The sequence below is a fragment of the Paeniglutamicibacter cryotolerans genome, from assembly GCF_014190875.1.
Lineage (GTDB): Bacteria > Actinomycetota > Actinomycetes > Actinomycetales > Micrococcaceae > Paeniglutamicibacter > Paeniglutamicibacter cryotolerans.
Map to the genome: position 1 here is coordinate 953890 of NZ_JACHVS010000001.1, position 23907 is coordinate 977796.

The window sequence follows — 23907 nt, forward strand, 5'->3', positions numbered from 1 at the left end:
GGGGATCGCATCGGCGTCGTTATCGGCACTTTTTGATTGGCTTGATCCTTTTGCCGGCCCCGCTGCAAAATGAGCATCGAAGAGGTCGCGAGAGGTATCGGAGGCTCTCCAATACCAGTGCTCCAGATAAGTCGGCCTGGGCGTGCATGGGTCCCGCCCTATAGGTCCGATACCAGATCGATCCGCCGGCTCAGCACGTCCCTGACCAGCGTCGAGATGCTTTCCGCGTTGGTCTTGGACTTGATCCGGGCCCGGTGCACATCGATCGTCTTCACGCTGGTACCCAGTTGCCGGGCGATGTTCTGACTCGGCAGCCCGTCGATGACCAGCAGCAGGATCTCGCGTTCACGTGGGGTCAGCGTGCGCAGCCGCTCGAGCACCTGTTTCCGCTCGGCGCATTCGGCGAAACGCACCTCGGCCAGTTCCAGCGTCTCCTGCACGGCATCGAGCATCTGCTGCGGATCGTAGGGCTTCTCGAAGAAGTTGACCGCTCCCTGCTGCAACGCGCGCACCGACATGCGGACATCGCCGTGCGCCGAGACGAAGATGATCGGGATCGGCGCACCGATCTGGTTCAAGGTCTCCTGCAGCGCGAACCCGCCGGTCCGGGGCATCCGCACATCCAGCACCAAACAGGAGGCCCGCTCCTTGTCGTATCCATCGAGGAACGAAGCCACGTCGTTGTAGCTCTTGGAGGCGATGTCCACGGAGTCCAGAAGCCACGCGAGTGATGTGCATAGCTCATCGTCGTCATCGACGATGTACACGATCGGTTCGGCGGACTTCGTTGTGTTAGTCATGCTCTCCATCTCCAACTGCTTCGACATGGAACCCTAGGCCATTCCATGACCGTCCCGGAAGTAAGGGAACTACCTACGGGCATTGGGCCAGTCGCCCCGATTCCTAGGGCAACTGGGGATATCCCGGAAGTGATTCAGTTCATAGATTACTAACCAAGCCCCCGGAATCCGGAATAAGACACCACGGGGCCCAAACCGACCATTCGCCATCCGACGGGCTGAAGCAGCCGAGCAGGAGAGCAAAATGACACAGCTAACCCAAATCCAAATGGACTTTCGGACTGCGATGGCACACCTTCCGGCAGCCGTCAGCATCATCACCACCGACGGGCCGCACGGCCGGATGGGCATTACGGTCAGCGCCATCTGCTCGGTCACCGATTCCCCGCCCACCGTGCTGGTCTGCGTAAACAAGAACAGCGCGGCCCACGATGTCTTCAAGAACAACGGCCGGGTAGGCATCAACGTGCTGGCCGGCGAGCAGGAGGACCTGGCCCGCCACTTCTCCGGCGCCACCCAGGTTCCCATGGAGCAGCGTTTCGCGTGGGACATCTGGGAAAAGGACACCGCCGTTCCGGTGCTCGCCGATGCCCACGTGAAGTGCATCGGCACCATCGAGGCCATTACCGAACAGGGGTCGCACTCGGTGTTGTTCGTCCGCCTCGACCGGGTCGAGGTCAACAACGAGAACAACTCCCTGGTGTACTTCAACCGCGCCTTCCACCCGGTGGGCCTACCGGTCGCCGTCTAACCCACGGCCCGCCGCCGCACACACCCAGTACGCTACTCGTCGACGCCTATGGATCCCCGCATGAGAGCAGTAGAAGCCGCCGCCCCCGTATCGCTGGCAGCATCGATCCAGCGCCTGGCCGCCGGGGTGGCAACGCCGCTGGACCTGGTCGGGGAATCGCTGGCCCGGATCGAGGCGTTGGAGCCCGAGCTCAGGGCGTGGGTGAGCGTTGATGCAGACGGCGCACTCGCCGCAGCGCATGCGTTGGCAGACGCCCCGGAGGGATCCCGTGGACCACTGTGGGGCACCCCGGCCGGAGTAAAGGACATCATCGACGTGGCGGGGATGCGCACGGGCTGCGGTTCGGCGATCTTCGACCACGCTGCACCGGCAACTGACGACGCGGCCTGCATCGCCGCACTGCGGAACGCCGGCGGCATCGTGATGGGTAAGACGGTCACGACCGAGTTCGCCTACTTCGCGCCCGGGCCCACCAGCAACCCGCACCGTCCGGCCGGTGGCACCGAGCCGCACACGCCCGGCGGTTCCTCCAGTGGATCCGCTGTGGCTGTCGCGAGCGGCATGGTTCCCTTTGCCTTTGGCACGCAGACGGCGGGCTCGCTCACCCGGCCCGCCTCCTACTGCGGCGTTGCGGGTCTCGTCGCCCCGATCCACGCGATTCCGACCGACGGCGTCACCGGGCTGAGCCACAGCCTGGACTCGATCGGCTTCCTTGCCGCTACCGCGGCCGACCTGCGCATCGCCTATGCGGCCATCTCCGGAACCCCGGTTCCTGCACCGGGCCCGAAGCGCCCGCCCCGGCTGCTGGTCTGGGACGGCAGCGACATCGCAGGAATCTCCGATGACATGCTTGCGGGCCTGCAGCGGGCACTGGCAACCGCCCGCATGCGCGGCGCTCTTCTCGAATCGCTCGGCTCCGCAGCCGCCGTCCGGGACCTGGTGCCGCTGCACAAGAACATCATGGGCTACGAAGCGGCACGCACCCACGAATGGCTGTGCTTGCGCAAGGACGAGGTCAGCGAGCCGCTGGCCGAACTCCTCTCCGGTGGCGAACGGCTGACCGACACGGACTTCCACGAAGCCAAAGCCGGACTGGCCGCAGCCCGGAAGGACGTGCTGAACCGGCTGCAGCACTTCGACGCCATCATCGCACCAGCAGCACCCGGGGCGGCACCCGAAGGACTGGCCAAGACCGGCGATCCGATCCTCAGCCGTCCGTGGCAGGCGCTCGGCCTGCCCACTGTCACCATTCCCGGTCTGCGCGATGCGGCGGGCATGCCGTTGGGCATCCAGGTCATTGGCAATCCGGGCCATCCGGGGTCCCTGCTGGACATCGCCGAGTGGATTGAACCTTCGTTGGACAAAAGCTAAGGCTTTCCCCTACTGCAGCGAGGATTACCCGCATCCAAGGGCGGGAATCAGCAACTATCGACAGTGCCGTGCGCCACATAATCTTCAATGGTCACTCAAAAAGCCGTAGGAATTCCGGCCATCCCAACCATCAAGACCTTGAGGTGCCTTTGTCTTCAACACAGCTCCAACACGATCGAACGCTGGGCGGTGCCATCCGCAACGGGCGGATGAACCGCCGTGCATGGACGGTCACGATCATGCTGGTCCTCTTCCAAATCGTTGCCTTCGCCGACAAAGCCGTACTCGGCCTCGTCGCCTACAAGGCGATCCCGGAACTGGGAATCACTACAGTCCAGTTCGGCATGATCGGCAGCGCGTTCTTCTTCCTCTACGCCATCGGCTCCGTGGTCCTGGGCTTGATCGCCGGCCGCACATCGGTCAAATGGGTCATCTTCGCCATGGGCCTGGCCTGGGCCGTGCTCCAGTTCCCGATGCTCTTCGGCGGCGGCGCTGCCATCCTGCTCGTCACCCGCGTCCTGCTCGGTGGTGCGGAGGGCCCGGCAACGGCCATGTCGCTCTCCTCGGCCCATTCCTGGTTCAAGCCGGCCGAGCGTGCCCTGCCGAGCAACCTGATCGCCATCGGCTCCACGCTGGGACCGGTCCTTGCCGCCCCGTTCCTCGCCTTCATCATCAGCAACTTCGGTTGGCGCTGGGCCTTTGGCGCCCTCGGCCTGATGGGCCTGGCCTGGGTCATCGCTTGGCGCCTCCTTGGTGCCGATGGTCCATTCGGCAACTCAAAGAAGCGGGAAACGGCCGACCCGGAAGCCGCAGTGCTCCCCGCCCCTCCGGTCCGGGAAAAGACGGCAGGTGAAATCGCCTCGGATGAGCGGACGAAGCAGTACGAGGACCAGAAGCCGGTCAAGATCGCTTGGATCCTGTTCAGCGCATCGTTCCTGGTTGCGGCATTCGGTGGTTTCACCAACTTCTGGACGCAGGGCTTCCTCACCACCTGGTCGCCGAAGTACCTGGCTGGCGTGGTCAACATGTCCCCGGAAATGGTCGCGCTGATCACCACCTTCCCGTGGATCTTCGGCGCCGTGGTGCTGCTGGGCCTCGGCTTCCTGGGCCGCAACCAGATGCGCCAGGGCAAATCGGTACGTGCAGCGATCGCCACCCCCTTCGGCGTCTGCCTGGTGTTGGCCGGCGCCTGCTTCCTGGCCCTGCCCTTCGCCTCCGGCCCGATGGTCGTCGTGCTTCTGACCCTCGGCGCCGGCTTCAGCGTCATCTACCCGATGGCCCCCTCGGCCATGGCCTATGCGGTCGGCGCCGGACAGCGCCCGGTGGTCATGGCGACGCTCGGCGGTGTCGCCTCCATCGGCGCCATCATCTCCCCGACGGCCGTGGGCCTATTCATGGAGCAGGCCGGCTACCGGACAGCCGCCAAGGGCACCCCGGAGACGGCTGAAATGATCGGGAATATGATCTCCGGCGTAAACCAGTCGCTGACCATCGCCGGTGGCCTGCTGCTGGCTGCGGGCATCCTCTCGGTCCTCTTCTTCAACCCGGACAAGACCGGAGAACGCCTCCAGCTTCGCCTCGCGGCGAAGAGTACCAACTCATGAACTTCCACCGCGGTTCGAGGCATGACCGCGGTGGGATCGGTGCCGGCCGGTAGGGATCCCGACCGGCACCACGGGTGAAATCCGGCCCATGACGGACCGGGCATGGCGGCCACTGTTGTTCGATGCAGATCCGAAACAACGCTGGCCGCCATTTTCCGTTCGCCGGCGGAAGCGGCTACCCGGGGACCACCGGGGACTGTGGAAATCAGGCGGGGAAGGAGGACCGCGAGGAGTAGCCGAAGTCCGAGAGGATGTTCGTCCCGTTGATCGCCCGCGAGCCCTTGTCAGCGAGGAACACCACGGTCCGGGCTACGTCTTCGGCTGCGACCACGGGAAAATCCGATCCCTCGAAGGCCTCGTCGCCCAGGCCGCGCCTGGCCATGGGCGTATCGACGATCGACGGGCAGACGCTGTTGACGCGGATTCCGTGGTCTTCGAAGAGTTCATAGGACATGGCCCGCGTGAGCTGGACCAGTGCGCCCTTCGACGCGTTGTAGGCCAGCATCCCGGGTGCTGCAACGAAGCCCGAATCGGAGCCGATGATGGTCACCGATGGATGGGGCTCCCCAATGAGGAACGGCAGTGCGAATTTCACCGCATGGAAGACACCGATCACGTTGACCTCCAGCACGCGCAGGAAGTCCTTCGTCGTCACGTCCGGGAGCGCGTTGCCCATTTCCCCTTCCACCCCGGCACACGCGACGACGGTATCCAGGCCGCCGAACAGGTCGGCGAATTCCTTGAGTGCCGCGGCCATGGCCTCCTCCTCGGCGACATCGGCAACGATGCCATGGCATTGCTCCGGCGCATGGCCGGCGAGCGGTCCAGCCATGGCCTTCTCCAGGCTCTGCCGGGTCCGGCTGATGATGCCGACGCGTGCACCCTCGGCCAGGAAGGCCTGCGCCGTGGCGAGGCCGATGCCCGAGGCACCACCGGTGATGACGACCCTTTGGGGTATCCTCTGCATGCTATCCATGAAGTACGTTCCGTTCGGTGGTGGTTGGGGGGCGATGGGATTCGTCGCCTTTGCTCGCATTCTGCCCCACCGGGCAGGAAACCGGACCCGATCGGGGAAACTTTCACGGATGTTACTCGGGTGCTGCGCGCCCGAACGCGGTCGCGCCCCGGCGGCACCGGTTGCCAGCGTACCTTTCGCTGTGTTCCGTTAGCCGCGCGGGGCTCGGGGACGGTTCTCCCAGCGTCGGTGGGGAGTGCGTTCCCCCGTTGCTTCGATCCGGTGGGTTCAGTCGACCCAGGCTGCGTCGGCGGTCCAGTATTCCAAGCCTGATTCGCTCAGGCCGTGCTTCCATTCCCCGGTACGCTCCAGCTTCGGCTCGACCGTCACCAGCGACTTGTCTGCCGCGTCGGGGCCATCGGCGCTCACACCCCAGTGCACCCAGTTCACCTCAAGGTCGTTTTCATCGTGAACGAACAGGTCGACGTGGTGCCACCCGTAGTTGAAGGTGTCTGTGTAACACGTCAGGAACATCTTGTGGTGGTTCTTGGGGTAGGGCAACTGGACCTCCAGGTAAGTGCTTTTCCAGCATGCTACTGGCTGAAAGGCAACGATGACATGGGGGTTACCTTTACCTCGGAAACCGGCCCAGGCCGCACGCACCCGAGGCCCGGTCAGCTCCTGGGGAGCACCGCCACCACATAGGCGGTGGTGGAACCCGGTTCGATCTCCGTGCGTCCGGCATCCTGGATCACCGGGCCGGACGCCGAGCGCTGTCCGGCCACGAAGGCGGTCAGGTCCAGCTGGCGCACGGTGAGCGGGAATCCGGCATCGGCCCAGGCATCCACCGAGCCCTGCCCGGCCTCGATCAGCCAGGCGAAGAGCGCATGCGCGGCCTGGGCCGCCGACTTTCCGGTGGACATCTTCAACGAGGCGTTGAGCATGATGCGCAGCGGTGCGTCGGGCAGCGGGTCGCCCTCGGGAAGCTGGGTTCCGGAGACCTGGAGCTTGGCCAGCAGCTTGGGCAGTTCCTGGGCCGGCATCGGCGGAAGGCCCGCGGCGCTCGCCCCGCCGACCTGGGAGAGCACGTGTTCGGGGTGGGCGGCCAGCACCTTGGCAAACATCTTCGCATCGGCCCGGCGGACGGACTTGGCGAAGGCCCCGGCGGCCCAGACCGGCCAGGCCGGGTTCTCGGGATCGCGCATGAAGGCCTGCACCGACGCCAGCGCCACGGCGGCGATGCCGTGGTCGGCACCGGCCGGTTCCTCCCGGTCCACCAGCAGGATGATGGGTTGGACAAGTTCGAAGGGCTCACGATCGGCATAGTCAGTCACGCATCAAGCCTATGGCCTGTGAAGGATTCCCCCACCGCACGGCTCCGGATCCTGCTGCGCGTCAAAAACCGGCGGCGTCGTGCCTCAAGGGTGTGCGTTGTGTTTCGATGGAAGCATGCGTTTTGCCACCCTGCGCCGCGCCGGCGCCCCAGAGTCCACGTTCGCCGCTCTCATCGTCGATGAGGCCGCCCACGAATTGGCCGGTTTCGCCGATGTCGGCGCCTTCCTGGCCGCGTCCGATGCCGAGCAGCTTGACGCTGTCGATGCGGCACACGATGCCGCGGACCCGGTCCCGGTGGCCGACGCCGACTTCGCCACCCTGGTGTGCAACCCCTCGAAGGTGTTCTGCATCGGCTTGAACTACCGCAACCACATCGAGGAGACCGGCAACGAGGTGCCGAAGTTCCCGACGGTGTTCACCAAGTTCGCCGCCTCGCTGACCGGCGCCCACGATCCGATCGAGATCCCGTCCGAGGACCACCGCATCGACTGGGAGGGCGAGCTGGCCATCGTCATCGGCAAGCCCGGACGCCGCATTGCCGCCGAGGACGCTGCCGCACACATCGCCGGATACGCGGTCTCCAACGACGTCTCGATGCGCGGCTGGCAGGGCCGCACCACCGAATGGACGCAGGGCAAGTGCTGGGAGGCCGCCTCGCCGGTCGGCCCGTACCTGGTCACCGGGGAGGACTTCACCCCCGGCGCGAGGATCACCACCCGCGTCAACGGGGCGGTGATGCAGCAGGATTCCACGGCGGACCTGGTCTTCTCCCCCGCTGATCTGGTCGCGTACCTGTCCACCATGGTCACCTTGGCACCCGGTGACCTGATCCTCACCGGCACGCCCGCGGGCGTCGCCCTGGGCCGCAAGGACGCTGAAGGGCGCCATCCGTGGCTGCGGGCCGGCGACGTGCTGGAAACCGAGATCGAGGGCCTGGGCATCCAGCGCAACGTCTTTAGCTGAACCGCCCTTCTACCTCGGCACGGCCGTGCCGAGGTAGAAACAGCCCTGGCTGCGCGGCATACCGGGCTCGTAGAAGCATTCCAGTTCGGCCGGTTCGAATCCGGACTCCTGCAGCAGGGCCTCGATGTCGCGGGTGAGGTGGCAACCGCCGACCAGGCGCCGCTGCAGCGGTTCGATCCGGCGCTGCCAGCGGCGTACCGATTCCTCGGGCGCCAACCCGTGTTCGACGAAGCGTAGGAATCCCCCGGGCTTGAGCACCCTGCGCACCTCGGCAAGTGCCCGGACCGGGTCAGGGATGGTGCACAGGGTCCAGGTCGAGAGCGCCGTATCGAAGCTGTCATCGGGCGAGTCCAGCAGTTGTCCATCGAGGCCGGCCCGGTGGATCGGGATCGCCGACTTGTCCCGCCGGCGCGCCGCGAGTTCCCACGCGGTGCCCGAGGGGTCAACGGCGCTCACCGAGGCCAACGTGGGCGGGTAGAACGGCACATTGGCGCCGGAGCCGAATCCCAGTTCCAGCACCGCTCCGCGCAGCGGGGCGCAGACCCGGGCGCGCAGCCTGCCGGTGGCCCGCGGGCCGCAGCCCACGTTGATCAGCCGTGGCAGGATCTGCTCCGCGTACAGTCCCATCGTGTTTTCCCTCCCGGTGTCCAGTGTCTGCCGCCACCCGGCGCCGCGGCAAGGGGCCGGTGGATACCGGGCGGCATCCACCGGCCGGGGTAGGGTGGCAAGCACCACCAGAAGAAGGAGTTTCGGATGAAGATCACCATCATCGGCGGGCACGGCAAGGTCGCGCTGATCCTGTCCCGGCTGCTGTCGGAGCGCGGCGATAGCGTCACCTCGATCATCCGGAACCCGGACCAGGCCCCTGCTGTCGCGGCCACGGGCGCCCACCCGCTGGTGTTGGACATCGAGGGCGCCGATACGCCCGAACTGGCCGAGGCCTTCAGCGGCTCCGATGCGCTCATCTGGTCGGCGGGGGCCGGTGGCGGAGATCCGGACCGCACCTATGCGGTGGACCGCGATGCGGCGATCCGTTCGATCAATGCCGCAGAGGAGGCGGGGGTGGACCGCTATGTCATGGTCTCGTTCCTGACCGCCGACGAGAGCTTCCTGGTCCCACTCGATGACCCGTTCTACCCCTACATGGCGGCGAAGATCACCGCCGATGCGCACCTGCGCTCCTCGGCGCTGAAGTGGACCATCCTGGCCCCGGGCCGGCTCACCGATGCCGAGGGGAGCGGCCTGATCACCCCGGACCCCGACCCGACGGCCGACACCGCCACCTCGCGGAGAAACGTGGCGTTGGCTGCCATGGCGTGTTTGGTTGACCCGAGCAGCATCGGCACCACGCTGGGGTTCTCCGACGGGAGCATCCCGCTCAGCCGCTGGATCGGTGGACTGCACGACTAGCCGCGTCATGCCGGGTCAGGTGCGGGAACATGGCCGGGGCGCATCGTAGGCTGTGCCCATGACCTTTACGACGTGCGACCTTTTTGATGCCGACGAATCCCTGCAGTCCGTTGCGCTGCCGTTGCGGAATTTCGGTGCACGGGTGCGCTTCACCGGCCCGGTGCGGACCATCCGCTGCTACCGGGACAACGGACTGGTCAAGTCAATCCTGAACTCCCCGGGCAATGGGGCGGTGCTGGTCATCGACGGTGCCGGGTCGCTGGACTCGGCACTGATGGGCGACCTGATTGCCGCCGCCGCCGTGGCCAACGGATGGGCCGGGGTCATCGTCAATGGCGCCATCCGCGACTCGGTGGACATCGCTGCCCTGGCTTTGGGTGTGAAGGCGCTGGGCACCAACCCGCGCAAGTCCGCCAAGGACGGCGCCGGAGCGGTGGACGTGCCCGTCGAATTCGGCTCCGTGCGCTTTATCCCGGGTGCGACGGTATGGAGCGACGAGGACGGGATCCTCGCGACCCACGGCAAGTGAGACTCGATTCCTTGACATGGACCTGAGTTTTACGCAAGGTGAGATGTGATCCAGCCCATGCATCCCAAGGAGTCACCATGACCGAAGCCGTCGCGAACGCCACCCTGTCCGTTGCAGCCATCCTTGCCGAGTCCGCCCGGCGCTACCCGGACCACGTGGCAATCACCGTCGGCGACTCCGACACCACCTACGCGCAGCTCTGGGACCAGAGCCGGTCCTACGCTGGCGCACTGCGCGCTCAGGGCATCGGGCCCGATGACCGGGTCGCGATCCTGATCCCCAATGTCACCGACTTTGCCCGCGTCTACTATGCTGTGCTCGCGCTCGGGGCGACGGCGGTCCCGATCCACGCACTGCTCAAGCGCCACGAGATCGCCTACATGCTGCAGGACGCCGATGTGAAGACACTCGTGTGCGCCGCCCCGCTGCTCGGCGAGGGCGCCCCCGGCGCCGAAACCGCCGGCGCAACGGTCTTCTCGGTGCTCTCCCCCGAGGCCGGGGCACACGCCCGGCTCGAGGATCTGGCCGCCGCGGCGGAGCCGATCGCCGAATACATGCACCGCTCCCCGCTGGACATCGCCACCATCCTCTACACCTCGGGCACCACCGGAAAGCCCAAGGGAGCCCTGGGCACCCACCTGTCCCTGGTTGAACAGGTCAACGTGATCCTGCTCAACACCCTGGACATCCGCTCGGGCGACAAGATCTTCGGCGGGCTGCCGCTGTTCCACACCTTCGGCCAGACGGTGGTGCTCAACGCCGGGCTGCGGGTCGGCGCACAACTGATGCTGCTGCCAAAGTTCACCGGCGCGGCCGCGCTGGATCTGCTGCAGAACCACGGCATCAACGTCTTCTGCGGCGTTCCAACCATGTACGTGGCGCTGCTGGAGGCCGCCCGGGAGAAGCCGGGCCCGGCGCCGGAATTGCGCTATGCGGTTTCCGGCGGCTCCGCGCTGCCGGTCTCGGTGCTGAACCGTTTCCACGAGACCTTCGGCGGCCACATCCATGAGGGCTACGGGCTGACCGAGACCTCGCCGGTGGCGACGTTCAACCATGTGGGGCGCCCGGCCCGCGCCGGCACCATCGGCACCCCGATCTGGGGCGTCGAGGTGGAGATCGCCCGGACCGAGGTGTACGACGCCATCGAACTACTGCCCCGCGGAGAGGTCGGCGAGCTGGTGATCCGCGGGCACAACCTGTTTTCCGGCTACCTGAACCGCCCCGAGGCAACGGCCGAGGCCATGGTCGATGGCTGGTTCCGGACCGGAGACCTCGGCACCAAGGACGCAGACGATTACGTGAGCATCGTGGACCGCAAGAAGGACATGATCCTGCGCAACGGCTACAACGTCTACCCGCGCGAGGTCGAGGAGGCGCTTATCCGGCACCCGGAGATCACCAATGCAGCCGTCTTCGGCGTCGAGGATCCGACCCACGGGCAGGAAATCGCCGCCGCCATCACGCTGGCACCGGGCAGCACGCTGGATGCCGAGGCGATCCGCGCCTATGCCGCCGAACAGGTAGCGGCCTACAAGTACCCGCGTCTGATCCACATCGTCACCGAATTCCCGCTGGGCCCCAGCGGGAAGATCCTCAAGCGCGAGCTGGTGGTCACCTTCTCCCGGGAGTAGGGCGGAATCCCCGAGCGCATCATGAGGACGAAGCATCCCGCCCGCTGCCGGGGACGGGACGCTTCTCAACAGCAACAAGTGACCTAGGCGTTCCAGAGTCCGTAGGAATCGGCCAGATCGGCGATCTTCTGCGCACGGGCCAGTCGCGGCAGGTAGGATCCGTCGCCGACCGAGGCCCCGGCGGCGTGGGCTTCGAGCATGTCGTGTGCCCAGTCCAGCTCGTCGGTGCTCGGGGCCAGGCCCTGGTTCGCTCCATCGATCTGGTCGACGCTCAAGCACAGCTTGCCGGTCATGCCCATGGACGCCGTGACTGCCGCGTCGGACAGGACCCGGGCCTGGTCGGCTCCCGGCGTCGAGGGGCCATCGATCGCGCCGGGCAGCTTGCCCACGCGCGAGGCGACAACGAGCTTGCCGCGGGCATAGGCCAGGGCCAGCGGGTCATCGGAGACGCCGGTGTCCTTGCGGAAGTCGTTCACGCCGAAGGCCAGGCGGAAAGTGCCCGGGGCCGAGGCGATGGAGGTCGCGGCCTCGATGCCGAGCGCCGATTCGATCAGCGCGAGCACCGGGGTGCCGGCGGTCAGGCGCATCGCCGTGTAGGTAACCTGCTCGGGCTTTTCGGTCATCGCGAGCATGACACCGCGCAAGCCCGGCGCCTTGGACAGGGCCGCAAGGTCCTTGGCCCAGAAGTCGGTATCGATGCCGTTCACGCGCACCCAGGCCGTCATGCCGGTGGACAGGGCCTCTACGACCGATTCGCGGGCCTCGTCCTTCTTGTCATCGGGGACTGCGGCTTCCATGTCGAAAATGACCGAGTCCGCCTCGGAGGCAAGCGCGGGGCCGAATTTCTCCGGGTGTGCGGCGTTGACCAGCAGCCAGGATCGGGACAGTTTTGCGGGCAGAGACGCCGCACGTCGGTTACGGAAAGCCATGCACAACAGCCTATCGAGTTCCGGGCCGTTCGTTTAACGCGACCGGTGCTGCCACACCCCGCCACGGGGCCATTCCCTTCCGCCCCACCGCCCGCCTTTGGCGCGCTTCGATCACGGTGCCGGACATTGACTGTTGATTCTGCGGCGATACATGCACCTAACCGAATTTATGATGCGCTTTTCTCGTCGCCTTTCCCGCGGGCGTAAGGTTTCTACGGCTGTGACCTCTCCGACACGGCCCACGCTCCACACCGCAAGGAACCAACGCATGTCTGAAAAGACTTCAGGTCCGACCCCAACGGCCCCGTCCTCCGCCGACGACCAGCCGCTTGAACGGGCACTATCCAACCGCCACATCCAGCTCATGGCCATTGGCGGGGCCATCGGAACCGGCCTGTTCATGGGTTCGGGTAAAACGATCTCCGTGGCCGGGCCCTCGGTGATCTTCGTGTACATGATCATCGGCTTCATGCTCTTCTTCGTCATGCGCGCCATGGGCGAGCTGCTGCTGAGCAACCTGGCCTACAAGAACTTCAGCGACTTCGCCGGGGATTTGCTGGGCCCCTGGGCCTCCTTCTTCACCGGCTGGACCTACTGGTTCTGCTGGATCGTCACCGGCATCGCCGACGTGGTGGCCATCGCCCACTACGTGGCGTTCTGGTGGCCGAACCTGCCGCTATGGATCCCGGCCGTCGCCTGCATCCTGATCCTGCTGGGCCTGAACCTGCCCACCGTACGCGCCTTCGGCGAGACCGAGTTCTGGTTCGCGCTGATCAAGATCGTCGCCATCCTGGCGCTGATCGTCACCGGCCTGGTCATGATCATCGTGGGCTTCGAAACCGACGGGGCCCGCGCGTCCTTCAGCAACCTATGGGACAACGGGGGCATGTTCCCGACCGGCTTCATGGGCTTCGTCGCCGGGTTCCAGATCGCCGTGTTCGCCTTCGTGGGCATCGAGCTGGTCGGTACGGCCGCCGCCGAGACCAAGGACCCGGAAAAGAACCTGCCGCGCGCGGTGAACTCGATTCCGGTGCGCGTACTGCTCTTCTACGTGGGTGCGCTGATCATCCTCATGGCCGTCCGCCCGTGGTCCGATTACAGCGCCGATGAATCGCCCTTCGTGGGCATGTTCGCCCTGGCCGGCCTGGTCGGCGCTGCCGGGGTGGTGAACTTCGTGGTCCTGACCTCGGCCACCTCGAGTGCCAACTCGGGCATATATTCCACCTCGCGCATGGTCTACGGGCTGGCCCGGGAGGGCGATGCGCCCAATGGCTTCGGCAGGCTCTCGTCCCGCAGGGTCCCGAAGAACGCACTGGTCTTCTCCTGCATGTTCCTGCTCGCCGGCGTCGCCCTGCTCTACGCCGAAGGTTCGGTGGCAGAGGCGTTCACGCTGGTCACCACGATCTCGGCGCTGTGCTTCATGTTCGTATGGTCGATCATCCTGATCAGCTACATCGTCTTCCGCCGACGCCGCCCGCAGCTGCACGCGGCCAGCTCGTTCAAGATGCCCGGCGGGGCGTTCATGCCGTACGTGGTGCTCGCCTTCTTCGGCTTCATCATTTGGGCGCTGACCACCCAGCCGGACACGCTCATGGCATTGGCCTTCACCCCCGGGTGGTTCCTCGTCCTGGCGATCGGCTACCTGGTGCTGCGCCGCAACACGCAGCACGGAATCCTCCGCGCCGAACACGCGGCCAAGGTCGCTGCCGAGCACGCCGAACGCCGCGCCCACCTGCGCGGCTAGGACTACCGGCACGGCCAACGGCCGCCGTCGCGGTTCCCCTGTGGCGGGGAGCGCGCCGGCGGCCGTTGGCGTACCGGGCCGCTCGGGCTAGAAGCCGTCCCTGATCAGCTCGGCACAGCGTTCGCCGATCATCATGGTGGTGATGTTCGGGTTCACCGTGACCAGCGCCGGCATCACGGAGGCGTCGGCAACCCGCAGCCCGCTCACGCCCTTGACCCGCAGCTGCGGATCCAGCGGCGACATCTCGTCCTCCGGGGCGCCCATGCGCACCGATCCAGCCGGGTGGTACACGGTGTTGTGGGTGCGCTTGATGTAGTCGGCGATCTGCTCGTCGCTCTGCACCTCCACCCCCGGGTAGAGCTCGACCCCGGCCCATTCGGCCATGGCCGGCCGGGAGACGATGTCGCGGGCCTTGCGGATCCCGGCGATCATGACCCGCATGTCGTGTCCGCCCTCATCGGTGAAGTAGCGCGGATCCACTCGCGGCTTGTCGCGGTAGTCGCGGCTGCGCAGGCGCACCGTGCCCCGGGACTTGGCCCGAGTGACATTCGGGGTCAGGCAGAAGCCGTTGTCGGTGGTCGGATAGCCGTGGCGCAACGTGTGCATGTCGAAGGGGACGGATCCGTAGTGCATCATCAAATCCGGGCGGTCCAGGCCCTCGACGGTGTTGGCGAAGATCCCGATCTCCCACCACTGGGTGGATTCGGTCACCATCGGCTTCTTCGCCTCCCACTGGATCACTCCCTCGGGGTGGTCCTGCAGGTTGGAGCCGACGCCCGGTGAATGCACCAGGAGTTCCACGCCATGCTCGGCCAGGTGCTCGGCCGGGCCGATCCCCGAGAGCATCAGCAGCTTGGGCGAATCGATGGCTCCGGCACTGACAATGACTTCGCGGCGCGCCGTCAGCTCGTGGGTGCGGCCGAACGACGAATCCACGACGTCCACTCCGGTACAGGCCTTGTCCGCGTCGAAGCGCAGGCGTCGGGCCCGCAGCCCGGTGAGCAGCGTCAGGTTCTCCCGGTCGCGGATCGGATGGAGGTAGGAGACCGAGCTGGAGGCGCGGGTTCCGTCGGCCTGCCTGTTGATCTGGAAGAAGCTGGCACCGGTCCGTGTCGTGGAGCCGTTGTTGAATTGCGCGCGCGGGATGCCCGCCTGCTCGCAGGCATCGAGCACGGCGACGCCACAGGGGTCGGCGGGTGGCACGTTCATCAGGTGCACCGGCCCGGCGTCCCCGTGGTGGGGCGCGTCCGGCCCGGCGTTCTCGTTGGTTTCCAGCTGCTTGTAGAGCCGGAAGCCGGTCTCGGCGTTCCAGCCGTGGGCTCCATGGTCCTTTTCCCAGGCGTCGAGGTCCTCGGCCGGGGCCCAGAAGGCGATGCAGGAGTTGTGGCTCGAGCACCCGCCCAGGACCTTGGCGCGGGAATGGCGCATGAAGGAATTGCCGTTCTCCTGTTCCTCGATCGGGTAGTCCCAGTCGTAGCCGGATTCCAGCAGTTCCATCCACCGGTCCAGTCTCAGGACCTCGGGCAGGTCGCCGTCGTCCGGGCCCGCCTCGACGAGCGCCACCTGGAGTGCGGGATCCTCGCTGAGCCGGGCCGCCACAGCGGCACCTGCCGAACCACCGCCGATCACGATGTAGTCGAATTCCGTGGCGGGAAGCCCGCTGTTCTGTTCAGTCATTTGGCTGCTCCTTGTCAGTTACCGGCGAACCAGCCGGTGACCTGCGGGTCGAGGTTCTGGTAGATGTGCTTGGCTTCCTGGTATTCACCCAGGCCGGTGGGGCCCAGCTCGCGGCCGACTCCGGACTGGCCGAAGCCGCCCCATTCGGCCTGCGGCAGGTAAGGGTGGAAATCGTTGATCCAGACGGTTCCATGGCGCAGGGCCCCGGCAACGCGCTGCGCCTTGCCCGCATCCTGCGTCCAGACGGCTCCGGCCAACCCGTAATCCGTGTCGTTGCCGATCGCCACCGCCTCGGCCTCCGTGGTGAACGTTTCAACGGTGACCGTCGGTCCGAAGGCTTCCTCACGGGCGACGGACATGTCGCCGGTGACCCGATCGAGCACCGTCGGGAGGTAGAAGTGGCCGGATTCCAGGTTGGTCCCGTCGGCATTGGTGGCAGCCCGGCCGCCGCAGCGCAGCCGGGCGCCCTCGGCGATGCCCCTGCGCACATAGGCATCAACCTTGTCCCGGTGCCCGGCCGAGATCAGTGCCCCGGAATCCGCCGCCTCGTCGAATGGCCCGCCAAGGCGGATCAGCCCGGCCCGGCGCACCAGCTCGTCGACGAAGGCCTCTGCGATCGACTCCTCTACCACCAGCCGGGAGCCAGCCGAGCAGACCTGCCCGGAGTGGACGAACGCGCCATTGAGCGCGTTGTCCACCGCGGCATCGAAGTCGGCATCGGCGAAGATGACGTTCGGGTTCTTCCCGCCGAGCTCCAGCGCCACCTTTTTCACCGTGCCAGCAGCCGCAGCGGCAACGGCCCGCCCGGTGACCAGCCCCCCGGTGAAGGAGACCATGTCCACGTCGCGGTGCTCACTGAGCGGAGGTCCGACCCGGGAACCGGCGCCGGTGACCAGGTTCGCCACGCCGGCGGGCAGCCCCAGCTCGTGCAGCACCTCCATCATCAGGATCGATGTCGAGGGGGTCAGCTCGGCCGGCTTGAGGATGAAGGAACAACCGGCAGCCAGTGCCGGCGCGATCTTCCAGGCCGCCTGCAGCAGCGGGTAGTTCCACGGGGTGATCATCGAACACACGCCGACCGGTTCGTAGACGATCCGCGAGACCACCGAGTTGTCCCCCGCATCGACGATCCTGCCGGCGTCCTGCCCCGACACCTTGCCGTAGTAGGTGAAGCAGGCGGCGATGTCATCGATGTCCAGCCGGGCCTCGAGGATCCGCTTGCCGGTGTCCAGCGCCTCGGCCCGGGCGAATTCCTCCTTGCGTTCGAGCAACCGCGCCGCCACCCTGAGCAGGAACGACCCGCGTTCGGGGGCCGGCACCGAAGACCAGACCCCCGCATCGAACGAGGCGCGGGCGGCGGCAATCGCCCGTTCCGAGTCGGCTCCACTCCCCTCCGACACGGTGGCAACCACCTCGCCGCTGCCCGGGCAGGTGATCTGCCGGGTCGCCCCGTCGGCCGCCGCCGCCCAGGTTCCGCCGATGAAGATGCTGACCCCGGGCGCGGGGGCTGCCCCGTTAGTGTTGCTCATGCGTTTTCCTCTTCCATGATTTCATCGCCGTCCCGTCGGGCGTTCTTGGCCGCGGGCTTGATCGTGGGGATCATTCCCGTATCGAAGTCGGTATCCCAGTCGTTCTTGTCGGGGCTGTCATCGGAGACCCGGCTTCGCCCGGCGGATTCGGACTGTCCGCGCAGGAAAGACATGTGCACCTCGTACTGGTCGAGCACATCCGAGATGATCTGCTCGCGGGTGCGGCCCATGAGGTCGTAGCCGTGGCTTCCCTCCTGGGAGAAGACCTCCATCCGGTAGTACTTCTCCCCGGCGGAGGTGACCTTGGCATAGCTGGGGACCAGGAGCTGGACCGGATACACCTGGTATTTGAAGGTCCGTTCCCCACCGTGCCGGATGATCAGGTCCACCGAGTCGATGCCCAGCGCGCCGACCGGCTTGATGGTCATCTCGCCGGAGGCCCCGGCATCGGTGAATTCGGCCTTGACCTCTTCCAGCGCCGGTTCCACAACGTCCTTGACGAACCTCTGCGCTTGTTCGGCGCCCGGATAGGACATGACCCGGGCCAGCCGCTGGTGCCAGCTCCGATGGTGTTCGATGCCGCCGGCCCCGGTCCGCGAGGACAGGACGGTGTGCAGCGTCTTCTTGTAGCTGCCGGCCAGCGAGCGTTCGATCCGCAGCGCCTTGTAGAGCCCGAGCATGATGAACACGAGCACTATCGAGAACGGCAGGCCCATGATCACCGTCGCCTGTTGGAGTGTCGCCACGCCGTCGATCAGCAGCATGGCCAGGGTCAGCAGGCCGGTGGCGACGGCCCAGAAAACGCGGACCCACTTCGGCCCGTCGGACTCGGAGTCCTTCAGGTGGGAGGTGAAGTTCGCCATCACGAGGGCGCCGGAATCGGCGCTGGTGACGTAGAAGAGCAGCCCAGTGAAGGTGGCGATGCCGGCTACCAGCGGGACCGCCGGATATTGCTCGAGCAGCGAATAGAAGCCGCGTTCGGGGGTGTTCATGGCGATGTCGCCGAATTCGGCGTTCCCGCCCATGACCAGGCTCAGCGCGCTGTTACCGAAGATGGAGATCCACAGCAGGATGAAGGCAAAGGGGACGACAAGTACGCCGGCGACGAACTGGCGGATGGTGCGCCCACGCGATATGCGGGCCAGGAACAGGCCGACGAACGGTGCCCAGGCGATCCACCAGGCCCAGAAGAACAGGGTCCAACCGTTGAGCCACGCGTCGGGCCGGTCGTACGCGAAGGTGTTCAGCGCCATGCCCGGGAAGAGCGAGAGCGTATCGCCGATGTTCTGCACGATGCCGTCGAGCAGGAATCGGGTCTTGCCGGCAAACAGGATGAAGAGCATCAGCACGATGCAGAGGATGATGTTCAGCTCGGAGAGTCGGCGGATGCCCTTTTCCACGCCGGTGAGCACGGAAATTGTCGCCATGATGACGGAGAGCGCGATCAGGGCGATCTGCACTCCCTTCGATTCCTCGATGCCGAACATGAAGGAGAGTCCGAAGTTCAGTTGGGCGACGCCGATGCCCAGCGAGGTGGCGATGCCGAAGATCGCGCCGAGCACCGCCGCGATGTCCACTCCGTGGCCCAGCGGGCCATGGATGCGCTTGCCCAGGATCGGGTAGAGGGCGGAGCGGATGGACAGCGGGAGGTTGTGGCGGTAGGCGAAGTACGCCAGCGCCAGGCCGATCAGGGCGTAGAGGCCCCAGCCGAGGATGCCGTAGTGGAAGAGCGTCCAGGCCATGGCCATGCGGGCGGCTTCGACGGTGCTTCCGTCTCCCGTGGGCGGGGCCAGGTATTGGGTCACCGGCTCGGCAACGGAGAAGAACATCAGATCGATGCCGATGCCCGCGGCAAAGAGCATCGCGGCCCAAGTGAACAGGTTGAATCCCGGTCTTGAATGGTCGGGCCCGAGTCGGGTCTTCCCGACCTTGGACAGGGCAATGCCGATGACAAAGAGCAGGACGACGACGACGATCAGCGAATACCACCAGCCGAACGTGCTTCCCACCCAGCTGACCACGGCGCCGATCACTGCATTGGCGCCCGCCTGGTCGATCAGCGACCAGGCGATGATGGCCAGTACTCCGGCGGCGGAGCCGAAGAAGACGACTTTGTTGATCCGGGTTGGGCCCCGCCCTGGCGGGGCAGACCCGCTCTGCTCGTAGGAAGTGGAGACGGTAGACCGTTTCGAGAATTTAGCCTCACTCATGCCCGAACGCTAACAGAGCACATCGGATAAAACGTGAAGTTGATCACACTGTTTCTGTTGCATGCCACGCCGCATGTGCTGCAATCCGGGGCGCGCGGGTCGCGTTCAAATCGGGGGGAAACGTGAAGCGCCGCCCGTAGCCGCACCCCTCGAGCCACGTGACAAACCTTGATATATCAATGTTCCGGGACAGGTTGACAGTGAAAAGTTGAATCAAAGATGCCGGGCATTCCGCGGTCAGTGAGGCTGGATCGGATGATGAACCCGTGCAGCGGCTCGACCAAATCGACGTGCCGGTTTTTGTCGAATATGACGCACCCCCTGCGTTCCATGACGAAGGGGCGTTCGCACTTCGACGCCTTCGCCGCGCCTTTATCCGGGCCCGAACGACGCAATGGCCGGCCCTCGCACCCCTTGGACAGAATGCGCGGGCAGGCCATTGCAGAGAAGCCGACGTACCTATTTCGCGGTGGCGGCGGCCTTCGCGACGGCCGCCGCCACGACATCCGCCACGCGCGGATCAAGCGGGGAGGGAACAATGTAGTCGGCGCTGAGATTGTCTTCGGCAAGGGCCGCTATGGCAAGCGCCGCGGCAACCTTCATCTCCGGGGTGATGCGCCGCGCCCCGGAGTCCAAGGCGCCGCGGAAGATGCCGGGGAAGGCGAGCACGTTGTTGATCTGGTTCGGGAAGTCCGAACGGCCCGTTGCCACGACAGCGGCGTACTTGCGGGCCACCTCCGGCATGACCTCCGGGTCCGGGTTGGACAGGGCGAAAATGATGGCGTTCTCGTTCATTGCCTCGAGGTCGGCTTCGACGAACTTGGAGGATGAAACGCCGACGACGGCGTCCGCTCCGTCCAGCGCCTCGCGGATGCCGCCGATGATGCCGCCCTTGTTCGTCTTGGCGGCATAGCGGGCCTTGATCGAGTTCAGGTCGTCACGGTCGCGGTGGATGATGCCCTGGGAATCGACCAGGACCACGTCACCGATCCCCGCGTTGCCCAAGATCTCGGCGATGGCGATGCCGGCGGCGCCGGCGCCGCTGATGACCACGCGCATGTCGGCGAAGTCCTTGCCGGCGACCTTCGCGGCGTTGGTGAGCGCAGCGAGGACCACGACGGCGGTACCGTGCTGGTCATCGTGCATGACCGGGCAGTCCAGCGCCTCGATGAGGCGCTCCTCGAGTTCGAAGCAGCGCGGGGCCGAAACGTCCTCGAGGTTCACCGCCCCGAAACTCGGTCGCAGGCGCACCAGCGTCTCGACGATTTCGTCGACGTTCGTGGTGTCCAGCACCAGCGGAATGGAGTTCAGCCCGCCGAACTGGGAGAAGAGCGCCGATTTGCCCTCCATCACCGGCAGCGACGCGGCTGCGCCGATGTTGCCCAGGCCCAGCACCGCGGTGCCGTCGGAAACGACCACGACCAGGCGTGAGGCCCAGGTGTGTGTGGCGTGCATCGACGGGTCGCTGGCGATGGCCCGGGAAACCTGGGCAACACCCGGGGTGTAGGCGATGGAAAGGTCCCGCTTGGTATCCAGCGCCATAGTGCTGGATACGACGAGCTTCCCACCGATGTGGGCGTCGAAGATCTCCGCGTCGGTGATGGTGACGGCTGCATTAACGGACGTATCGATAGACATTGATGTCTCCTGTGAAAGTTCTGAAATGGAGAAGCGAGGACCGGCATTGATTCGCTGGAATCGGGATCGCCGCCGCAATCGGGGCGAAGGCGGATTCATGCCTCGCTGTGCACTCGCCGGCCCGGGGTATGGGCTCGTTGCGATGGCGCACTGGTCAGTACTTTCTTTAGACCGTAGCTACCAAGGTAGTTCATCGGGGCGTGGCAGCGCTACCGTTTACCCTCATATGTCGCTCGCCGCGGCCCCCCCTCTCATGGTGCGGCAACGGGACCACAACGGCCGCATCCTCGTGCGAAAGCGCCCCCGTGTTGCATGATGGTTCCATGCCAGCTCACATGTCTTCCCTGATCAAAGCCATCACGCATCCCGCCCTCGGGGTGAAGGAGGCCGGGAGCCTGCGAGCCTCCCTTGCCGAATCCGCCGACGTCACGGTCTTCGTCAACGGCACTGCCCTCCGCCTGCCCGATGGCGCCCGCGATGCCCTGCTCGATGCCCTGACCCGCTTCGCCCGCGGGGAATCGGTGACGATCAGTACAGCTGAATCCCTGCTCAACACCTCCCAAGCAGCCCAGCTGGCCGGCGTTTCAGCCTCGTACCTGCGCCAGCTGACGGATTCGGGGGCGATCCCGGTCGAATACCGCGGCAGTCACCGGCGGATTCGACCGGCCGATGTCCAGGCCTGGCTGGATTCCCGCGCGGGTGCGGCCCACAAGTCAGCCGCAGGCGGCGACCAGGGAATCCCGCCAGCCCTTTCCGGGCCCGGAAGCCGGGCCTAGCATGGGGGTACCGAAGGTTGGTCGCATCTCCCAGCGCTAAGGAGTGGCCCGCATGCCCGGAAAGCGTCAGCTCGCCCCCGCCCTGACCGCACTGCTCGTTGCGCTGGCTGGCTGCGCGCCGGCTCAGGACCAGATGCCGGCACCCTCTGCGACCGGGGCATCATCCGCGCCGGTCACGGCCACGGCACCCACTCCCGGCATGGGCAGCCAGATCCCGACGATGCGCCCCTCGGCCTCGGACAAGATCCCCGAACCGTCCGCCTCGGAACCGGGCTCGAACACCGTGCCGCCCACCGGACCCCCCACGACAGCCGATCTGACGATCTACTACGTGGCGGTGGGAGACCGCGGGAAGTCCGGACCGGAATTCGGTTGCGGTGACAGCATCGTGGCCATACCAGCTGGCCCGCGGAAATTCACCGACAAGGTCGGGGCCGCCCTGGAGCTGCTGCTTTCGGATACCTCGAGCGGCCACGGCGACTCGGGCCTCACCAACGCTGTGGCTTCATCAACGCTGGCCTTCGTGTCGTCGTCAACGAGCGGTCAAACGGTGACGGTGAACCTGCGTGGGCACGTATCCTCGGGCGGGGCCTGCGAGGATCAACGGATCATCGAACAGCTCAGCCGCACCGCCGCCACGGCCGCCTCAGTACAAACGGCGCGCATCCTCGTCAACGGAATCCCGATATCCATGCTCTTGAACGGGAAATAGGAATCCGGTGAAACCAAGCCCTTGTTGACTAATAGACAACAAACGTTGCTATTCTAGGTGTGTGAACTCACAGTCAGGAACGACCTTGCCCAGTGAACCCGAGATCGCCCTAGGGCGCGTCACCCCGGCGCTGCGCCACGAGTCGCTGTTCTCCGAACGTGCGGCGAACATCAAGCAGTCGGCCGTGCGCGACGTCTTCGACCTGTCCTTGGACCCCTCGCTGGTGTCGCTGGCCGGGGGAAATCCATACCTGCAATCGCTTCCCCTGGACAAGCTCGGCGCCATGGCTTCGGAATTGATTATCGAGCACGGCATGACGGCACTGCAGTACGGCGGCGGCCAGGGCACGCCGGAATTGCGCGCACAGATCTGCGAGGTCATGGCCGAGGAGGGCATCCTGGACGCTGATCCGGCAAACATCGTGGTCACCACCGGCTCGCAATCGGCCCAGGACGTCGCGTGCAAGGTCTTCTGCGACCCCGGGGATACCATCCTGTGCGAGGACCCGACCTACGTCGGGGCACTGAACACCTTCGAGGCCTATCAGGCGAGGGTCGAGCCCATCCCCACCGACGAGCACGGGATGATCCCGGCCGAACTCGCCAAGCGCATCGCCGAATTGCGCGCCGCGGGCGCCACCATCAAGCTCCTCTACACGATCCCGAACTTCAACAACCCTTCGGGCATCACCCTCTGCGCCGAACGCCGCCCGCAGATCATGGAGATCTGCCGCGAAGCAAACATCTTGGTGCTCGAAGACAACCCGTACGGGATGCTGCGCTATACCGGGGATCCCATCCTCCCCCTCCGCGCGGACTACCCCGACGATGTCATCTACATGGGCTCCTTCTCCAAGATCCTGGCCCCTGGCCTGCGCATCGGCTGGGCCCTGGTGCCCGAGCACCTGCAGCGCCGCTTCTATCTGGCATCCGAGGCGGTCACCCTCTGCCCGCCGACGTTCAACCAGATGTTGATCAGCGAATACCTCAAGCACCATGATTGGCGTGGGCAGATAGCCAGCTACCGCGACCTGTATGCCGGACGTTGCGCCGGAATGCTGGATTCATTGGCGGAGTTCATGCCGGAGTCGGTCAGCTGGACCCGCCCGGAGGGTGGATTCTTCGTCTGGGTGACGTTGCCGGAGGGCATCGATACCTACCCCCTGTTGGCAAAGGCCATCGATGCCGGTGTCGTCTTCATACCGGGCGCCGCATTCAGCCCCGCCGACACCCCGAGCAACAAGCTGCGGCTGGCCTTCAGCGCGATTTCCGCGGACAAGATCCACGAGGGAGTGCGCCGCCTGGCCCCCGTGCTGCGCGAGGCCATCGAGGCGCGTTAACTGC

21 protein-coding genes are annotated in these 23907 nt (G+C 66.0%); 11 read left to right on the forward strand and 10 right to left on the reverse strand.

The window, feature by feature from the left end:
- Positions 1-158: 158 nt before the first annotated feature.
- Complete coding sequence (locus E9229_RS04590) at positions 159-800, reverse strand: response regulator transcription factor (protein ID WP_183510085.1); 642 nt, start codon at positions 798-800, stop codon at positions 159-161.
- Positions 801-1086: 286 nt separating this feature from the next.
- On the opposite strand from E9229_RS04590, the gene E9229_RS04595 reads away from it, so the two are divergent.
- The 3 genes from E9229_RS04595 (at position 1087) to E9229_RS04605 (ending at position 4526) form a co-directional block, all read left to right on the forward strand.
- A complete protein-coding gene (locus E9229_RS04595; protein WP_221184374.1) occupies positions 1087-1551 on the forward strand; it encodes a flavin reductase in 465 nt (154 codons plus the stop codon).
- Positions 1552-1611: 60 nt separating this feature from the next.
- A complete protein-coding gene (locus E9229_RS04600; RefSeq protein WP_183510087.1) occupies positions 1612-2922 on the forward strand; it encodes an amidase in 1311 nt (436 codons plus the stop codon).
- Positions 2923-3161: 239 nt separating this feature from the next.
- Positions 3162-4526 (forward strand): MFS transporter, encoded by a 1365-nt coding sequence (locus tag E9229_RS04605; protein ID WP_246380355.1) that lies wholly within the window; start codon positions 3162-3164, stop codon positions 4524-4526.
- 205 nt (positions 4527-4731) lie between these two features.
- On the opposite strand, the gene E9229_RS04610 is transcribed toward E9229_RS04605, so the two are convergent.
- The 3 genes from E9229_RS04610 to E9229_RS19790 all read right to left on the reverse strand — a co-directional run bounded on the left by E9229_RS04610 (position 4732) and on the right by E9229_RS19790 (position 6815).
- On the reverse strand, positions 4732-5493 hold the full coding sequence (locus E9229_RS04610) for an SDR family NAD(P)-dependent oxidoreductase (RefSeq protein ID WP_183510089.1): 762 nt from the start codon (positions 5491-5493) through the stop codon (positions 4732-4734).
- Between the two features lie 276 nt (positions 5494-5769).
- Complete coding sequence (locus tag E9229_RS04615) at positions 5770-6042, reverse strand: hypothetical protein (protein ID WP_221184376.1); 273 nt, start codon at positions 6040-6042, stop codon at positions 5770-5772.
- Positions 6043-6155: 113 nt separating this feature from the next.
- Positions 6156-6815, reverse strand: a complete 660-nt coding sequence (locus E9229_RS19790; RefSeq protein ID WP_183510090.1) for a peptidyl-tRNA hydrolase — start codon at positions 6813-6815, stop codon at positions 6156-6158.
- A 115-nt stretch (positions 6816-6930) separates the two neighbouring features.
- Between E9229_RS19790 and E9229_RS04625 the strand changes: the two genes are divergently transcribed.
- Positions 6931-7779, forward strand: a complete 849-nt coding sequence (locus E9229_RS04625; RefSeq protein WP_183510091.1) for a fumarylacetoacetate hydrolase family protein — start codon at positions 6931-6933, stop codon at positions 7777-7779.
- 9 nt (positions 7780-7788) lie between these two features.
- On the opposite strand, the gene E9229_RS04630 is transcribed toward E9229_RS04625, so the two are convergent.
- Positions 7789-8406 carry a class I SAM-dependent methyltransferase gene (locus tag E9229_RS04630; RefSeq protein WP_183510093.1) on the reverse strand — a complete coding sequence of 206 codons (618 nt, stop codon included), beginning with the start codon at positions 8404-8406 and terminating at the stop codon, positions 7789-7791.
- Positions 8407-8532: 126 nt separating this feature from the next.
- Here E9229_RS04630 and E9229_RS04635 point away from each other — a divergent pair, with 126 nt between their 5' ends.
- The 3 genes from E9229_RS04635 to E9229_RS04645 all read left to right on the forward strand — a co-directional run bounded on the left by E9229_RS04635 (position 8533) and on the right by E9229_RS04645 (position 11349).
- Positions 8533-9189: an SDR family oxidoreductase gene (locus tag E9229_RS04635; RefSeq protein WP_183510094.1), complete on the forward strand. Its 657-nt coding sequence runs from the start codon at positions 8533-8535 to the stop codon at positions 9187-9189.
- A gap of 58 nt (positions 9190-9247) precedes the next feature.
- Entirely contained in the window at positions 9248-9718 is a 471-nt protein-coding gene (gene rraA, locus E9229_RS04640; protein WP_183510095.1) for a ribonuclease E activity regulator RraA, read from the forward strand.
- A gap of 77 nt (positions 9719-9795) precedes the next feature.
- Positions 9796-11349, forward strand: a complete 1554-nt coding sequence (locus E9229_RS04645) for a long-chain-fatty-acid--CoA ligase (RefSeq protein ID WP_183510096.1) — start codon at positions 9796-9798, stop codon at positions 11347-11349.
- Between the two features lie 83 nt (positions 11350-11432).
- On the opposite strand, the gene E9229_RS04650 is transcribed toward E9229_RS04645, so the two are convergent.
- The gene (locus tag E9229_RS04650; RefSeq protein ID WP_183510097.1) at positions 11433-12278 is read right to left on the reverse strand and encodes an HpcH/HpaI aldolase/citrate lyase family protein; all 846 of its coding nucleotides are present in this window, start codon (positions 12276-12278) and stop codon (positions 11433-11435) included.
- Positions 12279-12546: 268 nt separating this feature from the next.
- Between E9229_RS04650 and cycA the strand changes: the two genes are divergently transcribed.
- Entirely contained in the window at positions 12547-14022 is a 1476-nt protein-coding gene (cycA, locus tag E9229_RS04655) for a D-serine/D-alanine/glycine transporter (protein WP_183510099.1), read from the forward strand.
- Between the two features lie 87 nt (positions 14023-14109).
- Here cycA and E9229_RS04660 read toward each other — a convergent pair whose 3' ends face one another.
- The 4 genes from E9229_RS04660 to E9229_RS04675 all read right to left on the reverse strand — a co-directional run bounded on the left by E9229_RS04660 (position 14110) and on the right by E9229_RS04675 (position 21076).
- The gene (locus tag E9229_RS04660) at positions 14110-15699 is read right to left on the reverse strand and encodes a GMC family oxidoreductase (RefSeq protein WP_183510100.1); all 1590 of its coding nucleotides are present in this window, start codon (positions 15697-15699) and stop codon (positions 14110-14112) included.
- A gap of 14 nt (positions 15700-15713) precedes the next feature.
- Entirely contained in the window at positions 15714-17228 is a 1515-nt protein-coding gene (locus tag E9229_RS04665) for an aldehyde dehydrogenase family protein (protein WP_183510101.1), read from the reverse strand.
- On the reverse strand, positions 17225-19438 hold the full coding sequence (betT, locus tag E9229_RS04670) for a choline BCCT transporter BetT (protein WP_183510102.1): 2214 nt from the start codon (positions 19436-19438) through the stop codon (positions 17225-17227). The genes E9229_RS04665 and betT overlap by 4 nt, the downstream gene beginning before the upstream one ends.
- A 459-nt stretch (positions 19439-19897) precedes the next feature.
- Positions 19898-21076, reverse strand: coding sequence for an NAD(P)-dependent malic enzyme (locus E9229_RS04675; protein ID WP_183510103.1), 1179 nt, complete (start codon positions 21074-21076; stop codon positions 19898-19900).
- A gap of 323 nt (positions 21077-21399) precedes the next feature.
- On the opposite strand from E9229_RS04675, the gene E9229_RS04680 reads away from it, so the two are divergent.
- The 3 genes from E9229_RS04680 (at position 21400) to E9229_RS04690 (ending at position 23903) form a co-directional block, all read left to right on the forward strand.
- Positions 21400-21852 carry a helix-turn-helix domain-containing protein gene (locus tag E9229_RS04680; protein WP_246380357.1) on the forward strand — a complete coding sequence of 151 codons (453 nt, stop codon included), beginning with the start codon at positions 21400-21402 and terminating at the stop codon, positions 21850-21852.
- Between the two features lie 52 nt (positions 21853-21904).
- Positions 21905-22564 (forward strand): GerMN domain-containing protein, encoded by a 660-nt coding sequence (locus tag E9229_RS04685; protein WP_183510104.1) that lies wholly within the window; start codon positions 21905-21907, stop codon positions 22562-22564.
- 85 nt (positions 22565-22649) lie between these two features.
- Positions 22650-23903: an aminotransferase-like domain-containing protein gene (locus E9229_RS04690; protein ID WP_221184377.1), complete on the forward strand. Its 1254-nt coding sequence runs from the start codon at positions 22650-22652 to the stop codon at positions 23901-23903.
- The last annotated feature ends 4 nt before the right edge of the window (positions 23904-23907 follow it).